The sequence below is a fragment of the Azotobacter chroococcum genome (genome assembly GCF_004339665.1).
Classification (GTDB): Bacteria; Pseudomonadota; Gammaproteobacteria; order Pseudomonadales; family Pseudomonadaceae; genus Azotobacter; species Azotobacter chroococcum.
In genome coordinates this window covers 219,572-237,668 of the sequence record NZ_SMMU01000002.1, presented here as the reverse complement: position 1 = coordinate 237,668, position 18,097 = coordinate 219,572, and the positions used below count along the sequence as shown (strand labels likewise).

At 67.9% G+C, this 18,097-nt stretch carries 17 protein-coding genes and 2 tRNA genes; 6 read left to right on the top strand and 13 right to left on the bottom strand.

The genetic code is table 11. The annotated features are described in order from the left end of the window. Positions 1 to 33 precede the first annotated feature (33 nt). Positions 34 to 120 (top strand) — tRNA-Leu (locus tag EV691_RS03330). Positions 121 to 226: 106 nt separating this feature from the next. Continuing rightward, positions 227 to 313 (top strand) — tRNA-Leu (locus EV691_RS03325). Positions 314 to 453: 140 nt separating this feature from the next. Here EV691_RS03325 and EV691_RS03320 read toward each other — a convergent pair. The 12 genes from EV691_RS03320 to EV691_RS03265 form a co-directional block, all read right to left on the bottom strand. Beyond that, positions 454 to 1,746, bottom strand: coding sequence for an adenylosuccinate synthase (locus EV691_RS03320; protein WP_131298866.1), 1,293 nt, complete (start codon positions 1,744 to 1,746; stop codon positions 454 to 456). Positions 1,747 to 1,802: 56 nt separating this feature from the next. Further along, positions 1,803 to 2,990 (bottom strand): ATP phosphoribosyltransferase regulatory subunit, encoded by a 1,188-nt coding sequence (locus tag EV691_RS03315; RefSeq protein WP_131298867.1) that lies wholly within the window; start codon positions 2,988 to 2,990, stop codon positions 1,803 to 1,805. 35 nt (positions 2,991 to 3,025) lie between these two features. Continuing rightward, positions 3,026 to 3,211: a DUF2065 domain-containing protein gene (locus EV691_RS03310; protein ID WP_131298868.1), complete on the bottom strand. Its 186-nt coding sequence runs from the start codon at positions 3,209 to 3,211 to the stop codon at positions 3,026 to 3,028. A 106-nt stretch (positions 3,212 to 3,317) separates the two neighbouring features. Beyond that, entirely contained in the window at positions 3,318 to 4,187 is an 870-nt protein-coding gene (gene hflC, locus EV691_RS03305; protein WP_131298869.1) for a protease modulator HflC, read from the bottom strand. After that, positions 4,187 to 5,347 (bottom strand): FtsH protease activity modulator HflK, encoded by a 1,161-nt coding sequence (gene hflK, locus EV691_RS03300; RefSeq protein WP_089169255.1) that lies wholly within the window; start codon positions 5,345 to 5,347, stop codon positions 4,187 to 4,189. The genes hflC and hflK overlap by 1 nt, the downstream gene beginning before the upstream one ends. A gap of 96 nt (positions 5,348 to 5,443) precedes the next feature. Beyond that, positions 5,444 to 6,745, bottom strand: coding sequence for a ribosome rescue GTPase HflX (hflX, locus tag EV691_RS03295; RefSeq protein WP_131298870.1), 1,302 nt, complete (start codon positions 6,743 to 6,745; stop codon positions 5,444 to 5,446). 12 nt (positions 6,746 to 6,757) lie between these two features. Beyond that, positions 6,758 to 7,012, bottom strand: a complete 255-nt coding sequence (gene hfq / locus EV691_RS03290) for an RNA chaperone Hfq (protein ID WP_012699425.1) — start codon at positions 7,010 to 7,012, stop codon at positions 6,758 to 6,760. A 92-nt stretch (positions 7,013 to 7,104) separates the two neighbouring features. Continuing rightward, a complete protein-coding gene (miaA, locus tag EV691_RS03285; protein WP_131298871.1) occupies positions 7,105 to 8,076 on the bottom strand; it encodes a tRNA (adenosine(37)-N6)-dimethylallyltransferase MiaA in 972 nt (323 codons plus the stop codon). Between the two features lie 90 nt (positions 8,077 to 8,166). After that, positions 8,167 to 10,050, bottom strand: a complete 1,884-nt coding sequence (mutL, locus tag EV691_RS03280) for a DNA mismatch repair endonuclease MutL (protein WP_131298872.1) — start codon at positions 10,048 to 10,050, stop codon at positions 8,167 to 8,169. Beyond that, positions 10,047 to 11,486 (bottom strand): N-acetylmuramoyl-L-alanine amidase, encoded by a 1,440-nt coding sequence (locus EV691_RS03275; RefSeq protein ID WP_131298873.1) that lies wholly within the window; start codon positions 11,484 to 11,486, stop codon positions 10,047 to 10,049. The genes mutL and EV691_RS03275 overlap by 4 nt, the downstream gene beginning before the upstream one ends. Before the next feature lie 19 nt (positions 11,487 to 11,505). Further along, the gene (tsaE, locus tag EV691_RS03270; RefSeq protein ID WP_131298874.1) at positions 11,506 to 11,973 is read right to left on the bottom strand and encodes a tRNA (adenosine(37)-N6)-threonylcarbamoyltransferase complex ATPase subunit type 1 TsaE; all 468 of its coding nucleotides are present in this window, start codon (positions 11,971 to 11,973) and stop codon (positions 11,506 to 11,508) included. Continuing rightward, on the bottom strand, positions 11,961 to 13,460 hold the full coding sequence (locus tag EV691_RS03265) for an NAD(P)H-hydrate dehydratase (RefSeq protein WP_131298875.1): 1,500 nt from the start codon (positions 13,458 to 13,460) through the stop codon (positions 11,961 to 11,963). Before EV691_RS03265 ends, tsaE begins: the two co-directional genes overlap by 13 nt. A gap of 59 nt (positions 13,461 to 13,519) precedes the next feature. On the opposite strand from EV691_RS03265, the gene queG reads away from it, so the two are divergent. Continuing rightward, positions 13,520 to 14,584, top strand: coding sequence for a tRNA epoxyqueuosine(34) reductase QueG (queG, locus tag EV691_RS03260; protein WP_131298876.1), 1,065 nt, complete (start codon positions 13,520 to 13,522; stop codon positions 14,582 to 14,584). Between the two features lie 5 nt (positions 14,585 to 14,589). Here the strand turns inward: queG and orn are convergent, their stop codons facing one another. Then, positions 14,590 to 15,132, bottom strand: coding sequence for an oligoribonuclease (orn, locus tag EV691_RS03255; RefSeq protein WP_089169263.1), 543 nt, complete (start codon positions 15,130 to 15,132; stop codon positions 14,590 to 14,592). A gap of 89 nt (positions 15,133 to 15,221) precedes the next feature. Between orn and rsgA the strand changes: the two genes are divergently transcribed. From rsgA to asd, 3 genes are all read left to right on the top strand, one after another. Then, positions 15,222 to 16,253 (top strand): small ribosomal subunit biogenesis GTPase RsgA, encoded by a 1,032-nt coding sequence (rsgA, locus tag EV691_RS03250; RefSeq protein ID WP_131298877.1) that lies wholly within the window; start codon positions 15,222 to 15,224, stop codon positions 16,251 to 16,253. Between the two features lie 71 nt (positions 16,254 to 16,324). Then, positions 16,325 to 17,140, top strand: a complete 816-nt coding sequence (rhdA, locus tag EV691_RS03245; protein ID WP_131298878.1) for a thiosulfate sulfurtransferase — start codon at positions 16,325 to 16,327, stop codon at positions 17,138 to 17,140. 9 nt (positions 17,141 to 17,149) lie between these two features. After that, the gene (gene asd / locus EV691_RS03240; protein ID WP_131298879.1) at positions 17,150 to 18,022 is read left to right on the top strand and encodes an archaetidylserine decarboxylase; all 873 of its coding nucleotides are present in this window, start codon (positions 17,150 to 17,152) and stop codon (positions 18,020 to 18,022) included. Positions 18,023 to 18,097 lie beyond the last annotated feature (75 nt).

The following is an 18,097-nucleotide window of genomic DNA, read 5'->3' as shown; positions in this document are numbered from 1 at the left end:
CATGAAATCGACGCAATAGCATCGAGATGCAGTGCCCAGGTGGCGGAATTGGTAGACGCACTAGGTTCAGGTCCTAGCGGTGGCAACACCGTGGAAGTTCGAGTCTTCTCCTGGGCACCATATTGAAAAGCACACTTCACTGAAGTGGTTTTTTATCGCGGACAGCAGGTTCCGTGTCGGCCAGTCCGATGAATACTGCGAAAGTCGGCGTCTGATCGTCGCATGTGCCCAGGTGGCGGAATTGGTAGACGCACTAGGTTCAGGTCCTAGCGGTGGCAACACCGTGGAAGTTCGAGTCTTCTCCTGGGCACCATCTCATTCACGAAAAAACCGAGCCACTGGCTCGGTTTTTTCGTTTCCGTACACCTGAAACTTCACCACCCCTTCCAATGCTGCCAGTGGCAAGCCCCATGCGAAAGACCGCCCGCAGGCGGCCTTTCGGGCGATCCAACTTCAGGCGAACGGATGACGCAGCACGATGGTTTCGTTGCGATCCGGACCGGTGGAAATGATGTCGATGGGCGCCCCAACCAGCGCCTCGATGCGCTTGATGTAGGCAAGCGCATTGGCCGGCAGCCCGTTCAGGCTCTTGATGCCGACGGTCGACTCCTTCCAGCCCGGCATCTCCTCGTATACCGGCTCCAGTCCCACATAGCTGTCGGCATCGGTCGGGGCCTCGATGATGACACCCTCGGCATTCCGGTAAGCCACGCACAGCTTGACGGTTTCCAGGCCGTCCAGCACATCCAGCTTGGTCAGGCACAGACCGGAGATGCTGTTGATCTCGATGGCACGGCGCAGGATCACCGCATCGAACCAGCCACAGCGGCGGGCACGGCCGGTTGTGGAACCGAACTCATGCCCCTTGCTGGCCAAATGCGCCCCGATATCGTCGAACAGCTCGGTGGGGAAAGGTCCGGACCCCACACGGGTGGTGTAGGCCTTGGTGATGCCGAGGATGTAGTCGAGGTACAGAGGACCGAAGCCGGAGCCGGTGGCGGTACCGCCAGCGGTAGTGCTGGAACTGGTCACATAGGGATAGGTGCCGTGATCGATGTCCAGCAGCGAACCTTGAGCACCCTCGAACATGATGTCGGCTCCCTGCTTGCGCAGCTCGTGCAGGCGCACGGCAACATCGGCGATCATCGGCTTGAGCAGCTCGGCGTAGCCGAGCGCCTCGTCGAGGGTCTTCTGGAAGTCCACCGGCTCGACCTTGTAGAAGTTCTGCAGGACGAAGTTGTGGTACTCCAGCAGCTCCCGCAGCTTCTTGGCAAAACGCTCCGGATTGAACAGGTCGCCGATGCGCAGGCCGCGACGCGCCACCTTGTCCTCGTAGGCCGGGCCGATGCCGCGACCGGTGGTGCCGATCTTGCCTTCAGAGCGGGCGGCCTCGCGCGCCTGGTCCAGAGCCACGTGGTAGGGCAGGATCAGGGTGCAGGACGGACTGATGCGCAGGCGCTGACGCACCGGCACACCCTTCTCCTCCAGCTTGACGATCTCGCGCAGCAACGCATCCGGCGCCACGACCACCCCGTTGCCGATCAGGCACTCCACGTTGTCGCGCAGAATCCCGGACGGAATCAGGTGCAGCACGGTCTTCTCGCCATCGATGACCAGCGTGTGACCAGCGTTGTGGCCACCCTGATAACGTACGACGGCCGCCGCCTGATCGGTCAGCAGGTCGACGATCTTGCCCTTGCCCTCATCGCCCCACTGGGTGCCCAGGACCACGACATTCTTACCCATAACGCTTGTCCTCTTCGGGAAAAACTGAAGCCGGCCCATGGGCCGGCTGAAGAAACTCAGGGAGCCAGCGGCACCACCCGCCACTGCCCATCGCTCAGCAGCAACTGCCGGTCGCAGCCACCAGCCCGCGCAGCGGCAATCGGCTGGCCCGGCAAGGCCTGGACCACCCGCTCGCCCTGGTGCCGCAGGCGCTGCACCATCTGCCAAAGATAGACATCGTGACTATCCGGGGCCCAGATGCCGACCACCGGCTCGGCCGAGTCCACCTGCCCCAGAGCCACCAGGGTCTTCAGGTCGGTGGAAAAACCGGTTGCCGGCCGGGCACGGCCAAAATCGGCGCCGATGTCGTCGTAACGACCACCCTGGGCGATCGACTGGCCGACACCCGGCACGAAGGCGGCGAACACCACGCCGGTGTGATAGTGATAGCCGCGCAGCTCGCTCAGATCGAAATACAGCGGCAGCTCCGGATAGCGCACGCCCAGGATGTCGGCAATGGCGATCAGCTCATCCAGGGCCGCCTGCACTTCGGCGGGAGCGTCGACCAGACAGGCCTGCGCCAGATCGAGCACTTCGCGACCACCGCAGAGTTCGGCCAGAGCGCGCAGCATCGAGGCCTGGGCCGCGGGCAGCGCCGCGGTCAGGGCTTCCACCTCGTCGACGGCCTTGCGCTGCAGGGCATCGAAAAGCTGCTGCTCGACTTCGCCGGAGAGCCCCGCCGCCCGAGCCAGGCCCCGGTAGATGCCAACATGCCCGAGGTCCATGTGCACGCCCGGCACCGCGACCTGCTCGAGCACCTCCAGCATCAGGCCGATGACTTCCACGTCGCTGGCCGGGCTGGCATCGCCGTAAAGCTCCGCCCCCAGCTGAATAGGGCTGCGCGAAGTGGACAGGGCCCGCGGCTTCGCATGCAGCACGCTGCCGGCATAGCAGAGCCGGCTGGGCCCCTCACGGCGCAGGGTGTGCGCATCGATGCGCGCGACCTGCGGCGTGATGTCGGCGCGAAAGCCGATCAGGCGGCCGGACAGCGGGTCCGTCACCTTGAAGGTACGCAGGTCCAGGTCCTGACCGGCGCCGGTCAGCAGAGACTCCAGAAATTCGATATGCGGGGTGACGACGAACTCGTAGCCCCAGCGCTGGAACAGATCCAGCATCTGACGACGCACCACTTCGATGCGGGCCGCCTCCGGCGGCAGAACTTCCTCGATGCCATCCGGCAGCAGCCAGCGGTCTACCGTTGCCATTACGCCTTTCCTCTCTCGATCCGGGCGGCAAGCCTTTAGTGAAGCAAATAAAGGAGGGCTGTTCCCAGCAGCATGCTGGCCAGCCCGGTGAGGCGCAGTTGGCGATCCGACAATTGCAACACCTGTATGATCGCACTACGCCAGCGTCGCGGATTGAGGAATGGCAGGATGCCTTCGAACACCAGCATCAGACACAAGGCAACTGCGAATTCCTGCCACATGATTCCCACAGACGCAAAAAAGCCGGGATTTTCCCGGCTGGCCCATCATAGCACGTTTTCCACTCGGGACATCCCGGCGGGGTCTGCAGCCCCCGCCGGATCTCCATCACGGCTTGGCCTGCTCCAGATAGCGGAAGAAGTCGCTCTTTGGATCCAGGACCAGCATATCCTTCTTGTCCGCGAAACTGCCACGATAGGCTTGCAGACTGCGGTGAAAGGCATAGAACTCCTGGTCCTGCTGGTAAGCCTGGGCATAGATGGCAGCGGCCAGCGCATCGCCCTCGCCACGCAGTTCTTCCGACTCGCGATAGGCCTCGGCCAGCAGCACACGGCGCTGGCGGTCGGCATCGGCACGAATCCCCTCGGCCAACTCCTTGCCCTTGGCCCGGTGCTCGCGGGCCTCGCGCTCGCGCTCGGTGCTCATGCGCTCGAACACGCTGCGATTGACCTCCTTCGGCAGATCGATGGCCTTGACCCGCACATCGAGCACCTCGATCCCCAACTCCTTGCGCGCCAGGCGATCGAGCATCTGGGCGATGTCCGCCATCAGCGCGTCGCGCTCGCCGGACACCACCTCATGCAGGGTACGCTTGCCGAACTGGTCGCGCAGCCCCGACTCGAGGCGGCGCAGCAGACGCTCGTCGGCGACCTGCTTGAGGCCGGAAGTCGCGGTGTAGAAGCGCTCGGCATCCGCCACCCGCCACTTGGCGTAGGCATCGACCATCACTGCCTTCTTTTCCAGGGTAAGGAAACGCTGGGTCGGCGAATCCAGCGTCAACAGACGGGCGTCGAACTTGCGCACCTTGTTGACATAGGGAATCTTCACGTGCAACCCGGGCTGGACATCGGCCTCGACGATGCGACCGAACTGCAGCAGGACAGCCTTTTCGGTTTGCGCCACGATGTAGAAGCTGTTCCAGACGGCGACCGCCAGAACCACTCCGACGACCAGGGCGATCACGGACTTGTTGCTCATCAACGCCTCTCCCTTGAACGCAGGTCTCGCTGCTGCTGATCATTGCCGACCTGCGAGCCCATCTCGGCAGCGCCCGCCGCGGCAGGCGCCGGCAAGCCAGCCGGGGCGCCACCGGCACGCCCCTCGAGCATCTTGTCGAGCGGCAGGTAGAGCAGATTGCTCTGCCCACCCTCGGTGGCAACCAGGACCTTGCTGCTGTTGCTCAGGACCTCCTGCAGGGTTTCCAGGTACAAGCGCTGACGGGTCACCTCCGGCGCCTTGCGATACTCCGCCACCAGCCTGCTGAAACGCTGCGCTTCACCCCGGGCACGAGCCACGACCTCCTCGCGATAGCCATTGGCATCCTCGAGAATCCGCTGGGCCTGGCCGCGGGCCTCGGGAATCACGCCATTGGCATAGGCTTCCGCCTGGTTGCGCTCGCGCTGCTCGTCCTCGCGGGCCCGGATCACGTCGTCGAACGCCTCCTGGACCTCGCGCGGCGCCTGGGCGTTCTGCACGTTCACCTGGGTCACGAGGATGCCGGTCCGGTAGGTATCCAGGAAACGCTGCAGGCGCTCCCGAACCTCGCTCGCCAGCAGTTCGCGTCCCTCGGTGAGCACCTGGTCCATCTCGGTGGAGCCCGCCACATGGCGCAGGGCGCTGTCGGTGGCATGCTGCAGACTGACCTCGGGCTGGTCCACGTTCAGCACGAAGTCCTTCAGGTTGCTGATCTTGTACTGCACGGTGAGCGGCACCTCGACGATGTTCTCGTCCTCGGTGAGCATCTGCCCCTGCTTGCTGTAGGCCCGCTCGCGGGTGACGTTCTCCACGAACCTGCGATCGATCGGCGGAAAGTGGATATTCAGGCCCGGCCCGACGGTTTCGTGATACTTGCCGAAGCGCAGCACCACCGCCTGCTCCTGCTCGTCCAGCACATAGATCGCGCTGTACAGCCAGAAAGCCGCCAGCACCGCCAGGGCGATGCCGAACAGACCGAAGCCGCCGCCCTTGCCTCCTGCCCCGTCACTGCCGCGCTTCTTGCCGCCCAGCATGCCGTTCAGGCTTTCCTGTAACTTGCGGAACGCCTCGTCGAGGTCCGGCGGTCCCTTACGGTCACCCCCACGACGCCCCCCCCAGGGATCCTGATTGTTAGAATTGCCACCCGGCTCATTCCAAGCCATAGCGCTCTCCATCTGAAAAACACAGACGCGCCCACGGCACGCCGCCCCATGCTACCCAATTGCCCGCTTCCAGCGGCAAAATCGCCGGCTGCGCTTTCATTGCAAAGTATGTTGCGCGATGAACTCGTCCGGCCGCAGCCCCTCCCGGCTGACCAGACGATTCAGGTCGATCCGTGGCAAACGCACCGCCAGCAGGCTTCCCCCCTCCTCATCATGCGTCTCGCTGCACACTGCCCCGAGCGCGAAAAACTGCGCGCGCAGCCGACCCAGCCCCTGCGGCAGACGCAGGGTTCCGACGAACAGATCATCCCCCAGCAGCTCGGCGATGGCCTGGCGCAACAGATCCAGACCCCGTCCGTCGCGGGCCGAAACCCAGACCCGCTGCGGCTTGCCGTCGGCATCGCGCTGGATCTGCGGCTCCATGCCCTCGAGCAGGTCAAGCTTGTTGTATACCTCGAGAATCGGCAGGCTGTCGGCGCCGATCTCCCCCAGCACAGCCATGACCTGCTCGATCTGTGCCATGCGCTCGGGCTCATGGGCATCGATCACGTGCAGCAGCAGGTCGGAGTTGCTCGACTCTTCCAGCGTAGCGCGAAATGCCTCGACCAGCTTGTGCGGAAGATGGCGGATGAAGCCCACGGTATCGGCCAGCACCAGCGCCCCCAGGTCATCCAGCTCGAGGCGGCGCAGGGTCGGATCGAGGGTGGCGAACAACTGGTTGGCCGCATAGACCTCGGAAGCCGTCAGGGCATTGAACAGGGTGGACTTGCCGGCGTTGGTGTAGCCGACCAGGGAAACCAGGGGAATCTCCGCGCGCCGGCGACCGCGCCGCGCCTGCTCGCGCTGGCTGCGCACCTTTTCCAGACGCTGGCGGATCTGCCGGATGCGTACCCGCAGCAGGCGCCGGTCGGTTTCCAGCTGGGTTTCGCCGGGGCCACGCAGACCGATACCGCCCTTCTGCCGCTCCAGGTGGGTCCAGCCGCGAACCAGCCGCGTGCTCATGTGCTCCAGCTGAGCCAGCTCGACCTGCAGCTTGCCCTCGTGAGTTCGCGCGCGCTGGGCGAAGATGTCCAGAATCAGGCCGGTACGATCGAGCACCCGGCACTCGAAGGCACGTTCCAGGTTGCGCTCCTGGCTGGGTGTCAGGATGTGATTGAAGATCACCAGCTCGGCCTGCTCGACCCTGACCAGATCGTGCAGTTCATCGACCTTGCCGGTGCCGATCAGATACTTGGCGCTCGGCTGGTGGCGCGCCACACCGACGAACGCCACCATGTCGGCACCTGCCGAGCGGGCAAGTTCCTGGAACTCCTGCGGGTCCTCACGCGCCTCGGGATCCTGCCCCTCCAGATGAACCAGAATGGCCCGCTCTCCACCACCAGGGCGCTCAAAGAACAAGGTGGACTCCTATCAGGCGTTGCCGGGTTCGGGCTGCTCGCCCTCGCTCGCAGTGGGCAGGCGCACCGGACGGCTCGGCACCACGGTGGAAATCGCGTGCTTGTAGACCATCTGGCTGACAGTGTTCTTCAGCAGAATCACGAACTGGTCGAAGGACTCGATCTGGCCCTGCAGCTTGATGCCATTGACCAGATAGATGGAAACCGGAACGCGCTCTTTGCGCAGCGTATTAAGGTAAGGGTCTTGTAGCGAATGCCCTTTTGACATAAGGAGCTCTCCTTTCAGGGATGGTTTGGAAATCGAAGAAAAATGGCAGGCCGCCCCCATGGAAAACCCAAAACGGCAGCAAGGACTGAAGTTCAGGCCAATATGGCGGCCGCCTCGAGGTATTTCAAGGTGCGTTGAAGATTGTCGTCCCCCAGGCTGTCCAACCAGTGGAGGTCGGTCCAGCTGCGCAACCAGGTGAATTGCCGCTTGGCCAGTTGGCGTGTCGCAATGATGCCGCGCTCGACCATCTGCTCCCGCGTCAGTCGGCCATCCAGATGCTCCCGCACCTGCCGATAGCCGACGGCCCGCATGGAGGGCAGGCTCTCGTGTAGATCGCCGCGCCGCCGCAAGGTCTCGACCTCGTCGACGAAGCCCTGCTCCAGCATCAAGTGGAATCGCCGGGCGATCCGCTCGTGCAGAATCTGTCGCTGCGCCGGCGCCATTGCCAGATGGGCGACAGTATAAGGCAAATGCCCGGTAATCGAGTTGCCGGATGCAGGATTTTGCGCAACCTGACGCAGCCGATGGACGGTCATCGACAGGCCGCTGATCCGATAGACCTCCAGAGCCCGCACCAGACGCTGGGGATCGTTGGGGTGGATGCGCGCCGCCGACTCCGGATCGACCGCCGCCAGTTCCCGGTGCAGGGTCGGCCAGCCTTCCGCCGCTCCCCGCGCCTCCAGTTCCGCACGCAGCGCCGGATCGGCGCCCGGCATGTCCGCCAGCCCCTCCAGCAGGGCCTTGTAATAAAGCATGGTGCCGCCCACCAGCAGGGGGATGCGCCCCCGGGCGGTGATCTCCGCCATGGCCGCCAGGGCGTCGTCGCGGAACTCGGCGGCGGAATAGCTTTCCGCCGGATCGCGGATGTCAATGAGCCGATGGGGAAACTCCGCCAGCAGCGCCTTCGCGGGCTTGGCCGTGCCGATGTCCATGCCCCGGTAGACCAGCGCCGAGTCGACGCTGATCAGCTCGCACGGCAGGACCCGCGCCAGCTCCAGCGCCAGGTCGGTCTTGCCGGAGGCGGTCGGCCCCATGAGGAGGATGGCGGGAGGCAGGCGGGACATCGGCGAACTCGGTGTTGGCGCGAAAAGGGCGCATAGTTTCGGGTGCCGGACGCCAGGCCGCAAGCGGACCTGCCCGGCGGGCGGGAACGGCTAACGGCCGCGCAGGAACAGCTTGTCCAGCTCGTCCATACCCAACTGGGTCCAGGTCGGCCGCCCGTGGTTGCACTGGCCGCTGCGCTCGGTGTGCTCCATGTCGCGCAGCAGGGCGTTCATCTCCGGCAGGGTCAGGCGCCGGCTGGCGCGCACCGCGCCATGACAGGCCATGGTCGCCAGCAGCTCGTTGAGATGCGCCTGGATGCGGTCGCTGGTCCCGTACTCGAGAAGATCGGCCAGCACATCGCGCACCAGCTGGCCCGCCTCGGCCTGGCGGAGCAATGCCGGCGTCTGGCGGATCGCCAGGGTTTCCGGGCCGAGGCGCTGCAGCTCGAAGCCCAGCCGCTGGAACCACTCGGCATGCTCCTCGGCGCAGTCCGCCTCGCGCTGGCTGAGGGCCAGGCTTTCCGGCACCAACAGCGGCTGGCCGCGCAAGCCCTCGCTGGCCATGGCAACCTTCAGCCGCTCGTAGGTGATCCGCTCGTGGGCCGCGTGCATATCCACCAGCACCAGCCCCTGGGCATTCTCGGCGAGGATGTAGATGCCCTTGAGCTGGGCCAGGGCATAGCCGAGCGGTGGAATGCCGCCCAGCCCCTCCGGCTGGGCCGCGGGCTCGGCCCCGGACTCGGCCAGGGGTGCGAAAAACTCGCGATAGAGGCCCGCGGACTCGGCAGAGCGCCCGGCCGGCCGCGGCGAAGGCGTCTGATAGCCGGCGCCCGTCCCCTTCCAGGCGGCCGGCCTTTCGGGCTCCCGCTCGGACAGACCGGCGGACAGCGGCATCTCGCCCTGCCCGCGGAACTCGCCGGCGGCCGGCCCGACGGGCGGCGCCAATGGCGCTACGGCAGCGGGCGCCGCCAGACGGTCCTCGGGACGCACCTCGCCCAGCGCATGGTGCAGGGTGCCATAGAGGAAGTCGTGGATCATGCGGCTGTCGCGGAAACGCACCTCGTGCTTGGTCGGGTGCACGTTGACATCCACCACCGCCGGATCGACCTCGAGGAACAGCACGAAGGCCGGGTGCCGGCCGTTGAACAGCACGTCGCGATAGGCCTGGCGCACCGCATGGGCAACCAGCTTGTCGCGCACCATGCGGCCGTTGACATAGAAGTACTGCAGGTCGGCCTGGCTGCGCGAGAAGGTCGGCAGGCCGACCCAGCCCCACAGGCGCAAGCCGCCCCGCTCGACCTCGATGGGCAGCGCCTGTTCCAGGAAGGCCGGCCCGCAGACCGCCGCCACCCGCCGCGCACGGGCCATCTCGTCGCCGGCCTCGTGCAGGGCCAGCGCACTGCGGCCGTTGTGGCGCAGATGGAAAGCCACGTCGAAACGCGCCAGAGCCAGGCGCCTGATGACTTCCTGCAGATGCTCGAACTCGGTCTTCTCCGCGCGCAGGAACTTGCGCCGCGCCGGCGTGTTGAAGAACAGGTCGCGCACCTCCACCGAGGTGCCGACCGGATGCGCCGCCGGCTGCACCCGCGCCTCCATGTCGCGCCCCTCCGTTTCGACCTGCCAGGCCTGCCCGGCATCGGCGGTACGCGAGGTCAGGGTCAGGCGCGCCACCGAGCCGATCGAGGCCAGCGCCTCGCCGCGAAAGCCCAGGCTCGTCACCCGCTCGAGATCCTCCAGATCGCGGATCTTGCTGGTGGCATGGCGGGCCAGGGCCAGCGGCAGGTCGTCGGCGGCAATGCCGCAGCCGTCGTCGCGTATCCGCAGCAGCTTGACACCGCCCTGCTCCACCTCGATGTCGATGCGCCGGGCGCCGGCGTCCAGGCTGTTCTCCAGCAGCTCCTTGGCCACCGAGGCGGGGCGCTCGACCACCTCGCCGGCGGCGATCTGGTTGGCCAGCCGCGGACTCAGCAGCTGGATGCGTGCCGGACCGTTCATGGCTGGGCCGCCAGGGTGGCGGCCGGGATGTCGAGGACCTGACCGATCTTCAGCTCGTCGCTCTTTAGCCGGTTGGCGTTGCGCAGCGCCGCCATGCCGACCTGATAGCGCTCGGCGATCAGCGCCAGGGTTTCGCCAGAGCTGACCACATGTTCCTGTCGCCCCTGGGCGATCTTCCCGGAGTCGCGCAGCCAGGCAATGTAGGTGCCCGGCGGCGGATTCTGGTGGAAGAACTGCCGCACCCCGCCGTGGATGGAGCGCGCCAGCGCCTGCTGGTGACTGCGGGTCTGCAGCTTGCCGGCTTCGCCAGGATTGGAGATGAACCCGGTTTCCACCAGGATCGACGGTATGTCCGGCGACTTCAGCACCATGAAGCCGGCCTGCTCGACCCGCTCCTTGTGCAGCGGGGTGATCCGCCCCATGTTGCTCAGCACCTTCTGGCCGACGTTCAGGCTGGAAGACAGCGAGGCGGTCATCGACAGGTCGAGCAGCACGCCGGCGAGCATGCGGTCCTTGTCTTCCAGGCTGACGTTACCGGCGCCGCCGATCAGGTCCGAACGGTTCTCGCTGTCGGCCAGCCAGCGCGCCGTTTCCGAAGTCGCGCCGCGATCGGACAGGGCATAGACGGAGGCGCCGAAGGCCGACGAGCGCGGCGCGGCGTCAGCATGGATGGAGACGAACAGGTCGGCCCCCTTCTTGCGGGCGATCTCGGTGCGCCGGCGCAGCGGAATGAAGTAGTCGCCGGTGCGCACCAGCTCGGCGCGAAAGCCCTTCTCGGCGTTGATCTGGCGCTGTAGTTCGCGGGCGATGGCCAGCACGACGTGCTTTTCCTGGGCGCCCTGCGAGCCGATCGCGCCGGGATCCTCGCCGCCATGACCGGCATCGATGGCGACCACGATGTCGCGCTTGCCCCTGGGCAACGGCGTGGTCGCCTTCGCCGCCGGCTTGGTCGGCGTCACCACCGGGACCGGCACAGGTACCGGCACCGGCTTGGTGGTTGCGACGCGCGTCGGCGGCAGCTCGGGCGCCACGCTCGGCTCCGGCTCCTGATCGTAGAGGTCGAGCACCAGGCGATGGCCGTACTGCTGGTTGGGGGCGAGGGCGAAACTCTTAGGCACCACCGACTTGGACAGATCGAGGACCAGACGCAGATCGTTCGGGGTCCGCTGCGCCGCGCGCAGACCGCTGATCGGGGTGTTGCCCAGGGCGAGCCTGTCCAGCGGAGTGCGCAGCTGGGCGCCGTTGACATCGATGACGATCCGGTGCGGCGCGGTCAGGGTGAACACGCTGTGCTGCACCTGACCGCTCAGATCGAACACCAGGCGGGTATTGTCCGGCGCCCGCCACAGGCGCACGCCCCGCACTTCCACGGCGGCCCAAGCATCGACGGCCAGAGCGGCGAGCAGCAGACCGACGCCGGCAGCCCAGGCACGCATGGGATTCCCCCTCATTTGTCTAGTTCTCCTGAGCCAGGGCCGCACACCAAGCTTCGCCCCGTGCACCATGGGGCGACAGGCACAGGACGCGGCCTCCCGCTTGCTGGGTAATGGTAATGTCGAGATCCGGCCTCGGCAAAAAGCCCGAGCCGCGCTGCGGCCATTCGACCAGGCACAGCGCGTCTCCCTCGAAATAGTCACGAATGCCAAGAAATTCAAGCTCTTCCGGATCACTCAGGCGATACAGGTCGAAGTGGTAGGCCTGCCGCTCGCCGATCCGGTAGGGCTCGACCAGGGTGAAGGTCGGGCTCTTCACCACGCCGGCATGGCCCAGGCCGCGCAGGATGCCGCGCGACAGGGTGGTCTTGCCGGCGCCGAGATCGCCGTGCAGGAAGATCGTCCCGCAACCGCCGGTGAGCGCACCAAGGCGCTCGCCGAGGATTAGCTGGGCCGCCTCGTCGGCGGCGAAGAGGCTCAGATCAGGCACGGCGCATGCTCCTCCAGCAGCTGGCGGATCGCCGGAAACAGATCGCCCGCCAGCAGCCCGCGTCCCTGCGCGCCCAACCGCTCGCCCGCCCGGGCATGCAGCCAGACCGCCAGGCAGGCCGCCTCGAAAGGCTCCAGACCCTGGGCCATCAGGGCGCCGATCAGCCCGGCGAGGACGTCGCCGAGCCCCGCTCCGGCCATCGCCGGATGGCCGTGGTCGCACAGCGCCAGGCGCCCCTCGGGATCGGCCACCAAACTGCCAGCCCCCTTGAGAACGACCACCGCGCCATGGCGCCGCGCCAGGGCGAGGGCCGCCGCCGGCCGGTCGGCCTGTACCGTTCCGATATCGCTGCCCAGGAGACGCGCGGCCTCGCCGGGGTGGGGCGTCAGCACGGCATGCGCCGGCGCGCCCAGCGCACCGGCGGCGAGCAGGTTCAGGGCATCGGCATCCCACACCTGGGGCTGCGCGAGGCCGGCGGCCGCCGACAGCAGGCTGCGCCCCCAGGCCTCCTGGCCGAGCCCCGGGCCGACCACCAGCACATCGGCGCGAGTCATCAGCGCCAGCGCCTGATTGGCCGACTCGACGCCGCGGCTCATCAGCTCCGGACGCCGCGCCAGCGCCGCCGGCACGTGTGCGCCGCGGGTCGCCAGGCTGACCAGCCCCGCGCCGGCACGCAGGGCGCTTTCCGCGCCGAGCAGCGCCGCGCCGCCGAGGCCGAGGTCGCCGCCGACCACCAGCACATGGCCGAAATGCCCCTTGTGCGCGGTGCGCGGCCGCGGCGCCAGGCGCGCCACACTGCCGGCGGCCAGCCGCCGGGCGGTGACCGGCTGCGCGGCGACGATCGGCGGGTCGGCCGCCAGATCGGCGAACACCAGCGTGCCGACGTGATCCGGCGCCTCGCCGGTGAACAGCCCGATCTTGAGGCCGATGAAGGTCACCGTCAGCTCGGCGCGTACCGCCACGCCCAGCGCGCAGCCGGTGTCGGCGCTGAGCCCGGAAGGAATGTCCACCGCCAGCACCGGCAGACCGCTGGCGTTGACCTGGCGGATCGCCTGGGCATAGGGTTCGCGCACCGTACCGCCGAGGCCGGTGCCGAGCAGGGCATCGACCAGCACGCCCTCCAGCGGCGCGCACTCGCTCCAGGGCTCGATCGCCACGCCGGCCTGACGCGCCTCGCCCAGGGCCTGCGCCGCGTCGCCCTGCAGCTGCTGCGGGTCGCCCACCGCCAGCACCCGCACGCGCCAGCCGGCGCGCTGTGCCAGCGCGGCGACCAGATAGCCGTCGCCGGCATTGTTGCCGCGCCCGGCGAGCACGCTCAGCGCACCGGCCTGTGGCCAGCGCCGGCGCAGGGCGCGCCAGGCGGCATGGGCGGCACGGCTCATCAGCTCGAAGCCGGGCGTGCCGGCGGCGATCAGCCGCGCGTCGAGTTCGCGCACCTGGGCGGCGCTGTAAAGGGAAAGCGGCAGGTCTTCCTGGATGTCTGGCATGCGTCGATCGGCTCCGAGGTCTGGCAGAATTATCGCATCGAATACAGGTTTCCTTCAGCATGTCCGCCACTCCTCCCGATCCCGCCCGCCTCGCCCAGTCGATCAAGGACTGGGGCCGCGAACTGGGCTTCCAGCAGGTCGGCATCGCCGGCATCGAGCTGGGCGAGCACGAAGCCCACCTGCAGCGCTGGCTGGCCGCCGGCTACCAGGGCGAGATGGACTACATGGCCGCCCACGGCGACAAGCGCTCGCGCCCGGCCGAGCTGCTGCCTGGCACCCTGCGGGTGGTCTCGCTGCGCATGGACTACCTGCCGGGCGACACGCGGATGGCCGAGCGCCTCGCCGCGCCGGAGCAGGCCTACCTGTCGCGCTATGCCCTCGGCCGCGACTACCACAAGCTGATCCGCAAGCGCCTGCAGCAGCTGGCCGAACGCATCCAGGGAGAGATCGGCCCGTTCGGCTACCGCGCCTTCGTCGACAGCGCCCCGGTGCTGGAGAAGGCCCTCGCCGAGCAGGCCGGGCTCGGCTGGATCGGCAAGAACACCCTGCTGCTCAACCGTAAGGCCGGCAGCTGGTTCTTCCTCGGCGAGCTGTACGTCGACCTGCCGTTGCCGGTGGACGCGCCCCACGCCGGCGAGCATTGCGGACGCTGCTCGGCCTGCCTGGAGGCCTGCCCGACCGGTGCCTTCGTCGGGCCCAAGCTGCTCGACGCACGGCGCTGCATCTCCTACCTGACCATCGAACTGAAGGGGCCGATCCCTGTGGAACTGCGTCCGCTGATCGGCAACCGCGTGTTCGGCTGCGACGACTGCCAGCTGGTCTGCCCCTGGAACCGCTTCGCCCGGCCCACCGCGGAGGGCGACTTCCAGCCGCGCCATGGCCTGGACAACGCCGAACTGGCCGCCCTCTTCCGCTGGAGCGAAGCCGAATTTCTTGCCCGCAGCGAAGGCTCGCCGCTGCGCCGTGCCGGCTACGAGCGCTGGCTGCGCAACCTGGCGGTCGGTCTGGGCAACGCGCCCTCGACCATCCCGGTGCTCGAGGCGCTCGAGGCGCGCCGAGAGCATCCCTCGGAACTGGTCCGCGAGCATGTGCTCTGGGCGCTGAGCCGGCATGGCCGCACCTGATCGCATCAATATTTGATGAAGTGCTCGCGGTAGTGGCGCAGCTCGGCGATGGACTCGCGGATGTCGTCCAGCGCCAGGTGGGTGGCGGACTTCTTGAAGCTGTCGCGCACCTGCGGCGCCCAGCGCCCGGCCAGCTCCTTGAGGGTCGAGACATCGATGTGGCGATAGTGGAACCAGGCCTCCAGGGCCGGCATGTAGCGGGCGAGGAAGCGCCGATCCTGACAGATGCTGTTGCCGCACATCGGCGACTTGCCCCTGGGCACCCACTGCTCGAGGAAGGCCAGGGTCTGCGCCTCGGCCGTCGCGGCATCGATGCGGCTGTCGCGGACCCGCTGGGTGAGGCCGGAACGGCCATGCTGGCGGGTGTTCCACTCGTCCATGCCGGCGAGGGCCTCGTCGCTCTGGTGCACGGCGATCACCGGCCCCTCGGCCAGCACGTTCAGCTCGCTGTCGGTGACGATGGTCGCCATCTCGATGATGACGTCCCGTTCCGGATTCAGGCCGGTCATTTCCAGGTCGATCCAGATCAGATTCTGCGGGTTCTGCATAACTAGGCTCCTTGGCTTTGCCGCAGTTTAGCAGGGCCGGCCCATGCTAAACTCGCCGCCCCCAGCCACCTGCGACCGAACCCCGAGCCATGGCCAAACGCCAACTGACCCGCCGCCAGAGCTGGCGCATCGAAAAGATCCAGGAAGAACGCGCCGCCCGCGCCGCCAAGCGCGAATCCCGCCTGCTGGATGAGCTGGAAGGCAGCGACCTCGGCCCGGAGCAGACCGGCCTGGTGATCGCCCACTTCGGCGTCCAGGTGGAGGTCGAGGCCGAGGACGGTGAACGGGCCGGGCAGGCCTGCCGCTGCCACCTGCGCGCCAACCTGCCGGCGCTGGTCACCGGCGACCGGGTGGTCTGGCGCGCCGGCAACCAGGGGGTCGGGGTGATCGTCGCGCAGCTGCCGCGGCGCAGCGAACTGTGCCGCCCGGACATGCGCGGCCAGCTCAAGCCGGTGGCGGCCAACGTCGACCAGATCGTCATCGTCTTCGCCCCGCTGCCCGAGCCCCACGCCAACCTCATCGACCGCTACCTGGTCGCCGCCGAGCACGCCGGCATCCGCCCGCTGCTGCTGCTGAACAAGGCCGACCTGGTGAACGAGGGGAACGCCGCCAACCTCGATGCCCTGCTCGCCACCTACCAGCGCCTCGGCTATCCGCTGCTGGAGGTCTCGGCCCGCCAGGGCGCCGGCATGCCGGCGCTGCAGGCGGCGCTGGACGGCCACGTCAGCGTCTTCGTCGGCCAGTCCGGGGTGGGCAAGTCGTCGCTGGTCAACAGCCTGCTGCCCGGTGTGGACACCCGCGTCGGCGCCCTTTCCGAGTTGACCGGCAAGGGCATGCACACCACCACCACCGCCCGGCTGTTCCACTTCCCCGGCGGCGGCCAGCTGATCGACTCGCCCGGCATCCGCGAATTCGGCCTGGGCCACGTCAGCCGCGACGATGTCGAGGCCGGCTTCATCGAGTTCCGCGAGCTGCTCGGCCACTGCCGCTTCCGCGACTGCAAGCACGACCGCGAACCCGGCTGCGCGCTGCTCAAGGCCCTCGACGAAGGCCGCATCCAGCCGCAGCGCATGGCCAGCTACCGGCATATCCTCGCCAGCCTGCCCGAACCGGAATACTGATCCCTGCGCTGCCGGAGCCCGCCGGGCTGCGGCTACAATCATTCTCCCCATCCGACTGCCTGGAGCCTCCCATGGCCGACTTCGCCTCGCTGCCGCTGGTCATCGAACCGGCTGATCTGGACGCCCGCCTGACGGCGCCCGAGCTGATCCTGGTCGACCTGACCAGCGCCGCCCGCTACGCCGAGGGCCACATCCCCGGCGCGCGCTTCGTCGATCCCAAGCGCACCCAGCTCGGCCAGCCGCCGGCGCCCGGCCTGCTGCCCACCGAGGAGCAGCTGGAAGGCCTGTTCGGCGAACTCGGCCACCGCCCGGAGGCGGTCTACGTGGTCTATGACGACGAGGGCGGCGGCTGGGCCGGGCGCTTCATCTGGCTGCTCGACGTCATCGGCCACCCGCACTACCACTACCTGAACGGCGGCCTTACCGCCTGGCTGGCCGAAGGCCGGGTGCTGTCCCGGGAGGTCCCGGCGGCGGCCGGCGGCCCCGTCCCGCTCGTGCTGCACGACGAACCGACCGCCACCCGCGACTACCTGCAAAGCCGCCTCGGCGCCGCCGATCTGGCCGTCTGGGACGCCCGCTCGCCCCAGGAGTACCGCGGCGAGAAAGTGCTCGCGGCGAAGGGCGGGCATGTGCCCGGCGCGGTCAACTTCGAGTGGACCGCCGCCATGGACCCGGCCCGCGCCCTGCGCATCCGCACCGACATCGCCGACTGCCTGACGGCGCTGGGCATCACCCCGGACAAGGAAATCGTCACCCACTGCCAGACCCATCACCGCTCCGGCCTGACCTACCTGATCGCCAAGGCCCTCGGCTACCCGCGGGTCAAGGGCTATGCCGGCTCCTGGGGCGAATGGGGCAACCATCCGGACACGCCGGTGGAGATCTAAGGAAAAACGATGAAAGACCGCCTGTTCCTCCTCGGCCAGCACCTGCTGCCCCACCACCTGCTGTCGCGCGCGGCCGGCTGCCTGGCCGAATGCCGCACACCCTGGGTCAAGAACACCCTGATCAAGGTCTTCGCCCGGCACTTCCGGGTCGACATGGGCGAGGCACTGGTCGAGGAGCCGACCGCCTACGAGCACTTCAACGCCTTCTTCACCCGCGCCCTGAAAGCGGATGCCCGTCCGCTCGATGCCACGCCCGGCGCCGTCCTCAGTCCGGCCGACGGGGCCGTCAGCCAGCTCGGCGTCATCGAGCGGGGGCGCCTCTTCCAGGCCAAGGGCCACAGCTTCAGCGTGCAGGAGCTGCTCGGCGGCGACCCGGCCACCGCAGCCCCCTTCCAGGGCGGCAACTTCGCCACCGTCTACCTGTCGCCCAGAGACTACCACCGCGTGCACATGCCGCTGGCCGGCACCCTGCGCGAGATGATCCACGTGCCGGGACAGCTGTTCTCGGTGAACCGCCTCACCGCGGAGAACGTGCCGGAGCTGTTCGCCCGCAACGAGCGGCTGGTCTGCCTGTTCGACACCGAGTGCGGCCCCATGGCCGTGGTGCTGGTCGGCGCGATGATCGTCGCCAGCATCGAGACGGTCTGGGCCGGGCTGGTCACCCCACCGACGCGGCAGGTCAGGCGCTGGCATTACGGCGAGGCGGCGCGCTCGCCTATCCACCTGGACAAGGGCGCGGAACTCGGACGCTTCAAGCTCGGCTCGACGGCGATCCTCCTGTTCGGCCCGGACCAGGTACGCTGGCGCGACGAGCTCGCGCCGCTGGGCGAGCTGCGCATGGGCCAGGCCATCGGTCAGGCACAGCCGCCAGGCGCTGCCTGACCGCCGGTCGCCACACGCGGGATGCCGGTCACAGCCGGCCCTCCCGCGCTTTGACTCCCCCCGACGGGCCCTGTA

Excerpts from the sequence above, each read along its gene's own strand:
- EV691_RS03275 (WP_131298873.1), bottom strand. The coding sequence starts at position 11,486 with ATGCGTGCCTGGGCTGCCGGCGTCGGTCTGCTGCTCGCCGCTCTGGCC.
- queG (WP_131298876.1), top strand. The coding sequence starts at position 13,520 with ATGTCCGCCACTCCTCCCGATCCCGCCCGCCTCGCCCAGTCGATCAAG.
- orn (WP_089169263.1), bottom strand. The coding sequence starts at position 15,132 with ATGCAGAACCCGCAGAATCTGATCTGGATCGACCTGGAAATGACCGGC.
- rsgA (WP_131298877.1), top strand. The coding sequence starts at position 15,222 with ATGGCCAAACGCCAACTGACCCGCCGCCAGAGCTGGCGCATCGAAAAG.
- hflK (WP_089169255.1), bottom strand. The coding sequence starts at position 5,347 with ATGGCTTGGAATGAGCCGGGTGGCAATTCTAACAATCAGGATCCCTGG.
- EV691_RS03320 (WP_131298866.1), bottom strand. The coding sequence starts at position 1,746 with ATGGGTAAGAATGTCGTGGTCCTGGGCACCCAGTGGGGCGATGAGGGC.
- asd (WP_131298879.1), top strand. The coding sequence starts at position 17,150 with ATGAAAGACCGCCTGTTCCTCCTCGGCCAGCACCTGCTGCCCCACCAC.
- EV691_RS03265 (WP_131298875.1), bottom strand. The coding sequence starts at position 13,460 with ATGCCAGACATCCAGGAAGACCTGCCGCTTTCCCTTTACAGCGCCGCC.
- hflC (WP_131298869.1), bottom strand. The coding sequence starts at position 4,187 with ATGAGCAACAAGTCCGTGATCGCCCTGGTCGTCGGAGTGGTTCTGGCG.
- mutL (WP_131298872.1), bottom strand. The coding sequence starts at position 10,050 with ATGAACGGTCCGGCACGCATCCAGCTGCTGAGTCCGCGGCTGGCCAAC.
- EV691_RS03315 (WP_131298867.1), bottom strand. The coding sequence starts at position 2,990 with ATGGCAACGGTAGACCGCTGGCTGCTGCCGGATGGCATCGAGGAAGTT.
- EV691_RS03310 (WP_131298868.1), bottom strand. The coding sequence starts at position 3,211 with ATGTGGCAGGAATTCGCAGTTGCCTTGTGTCTGATGCTGGTGTTCGAA.
- hfq (WP_012699425.1), bottom strand. The coding sequence starts at position 7,012 with ATGTCAAAAGGGCATTCGCTACAAGACCCTTACCTTAATACGCTGCGC.
- miaA (WP_131298871.1), bottom strand. The coding sequence starts at position 8,076 with ATGTCCCGCCTGCCTCCCGCCATCCTCCTCATGGGGCCGACCGCCTCC.
- rhdA (WP_131298878.1), top strand. The coding sequence starts at position 16,325 with ATGGCCGACTTCGCCTCGCTGCCGCTGGTCATCGAACCGGCTGATCTG.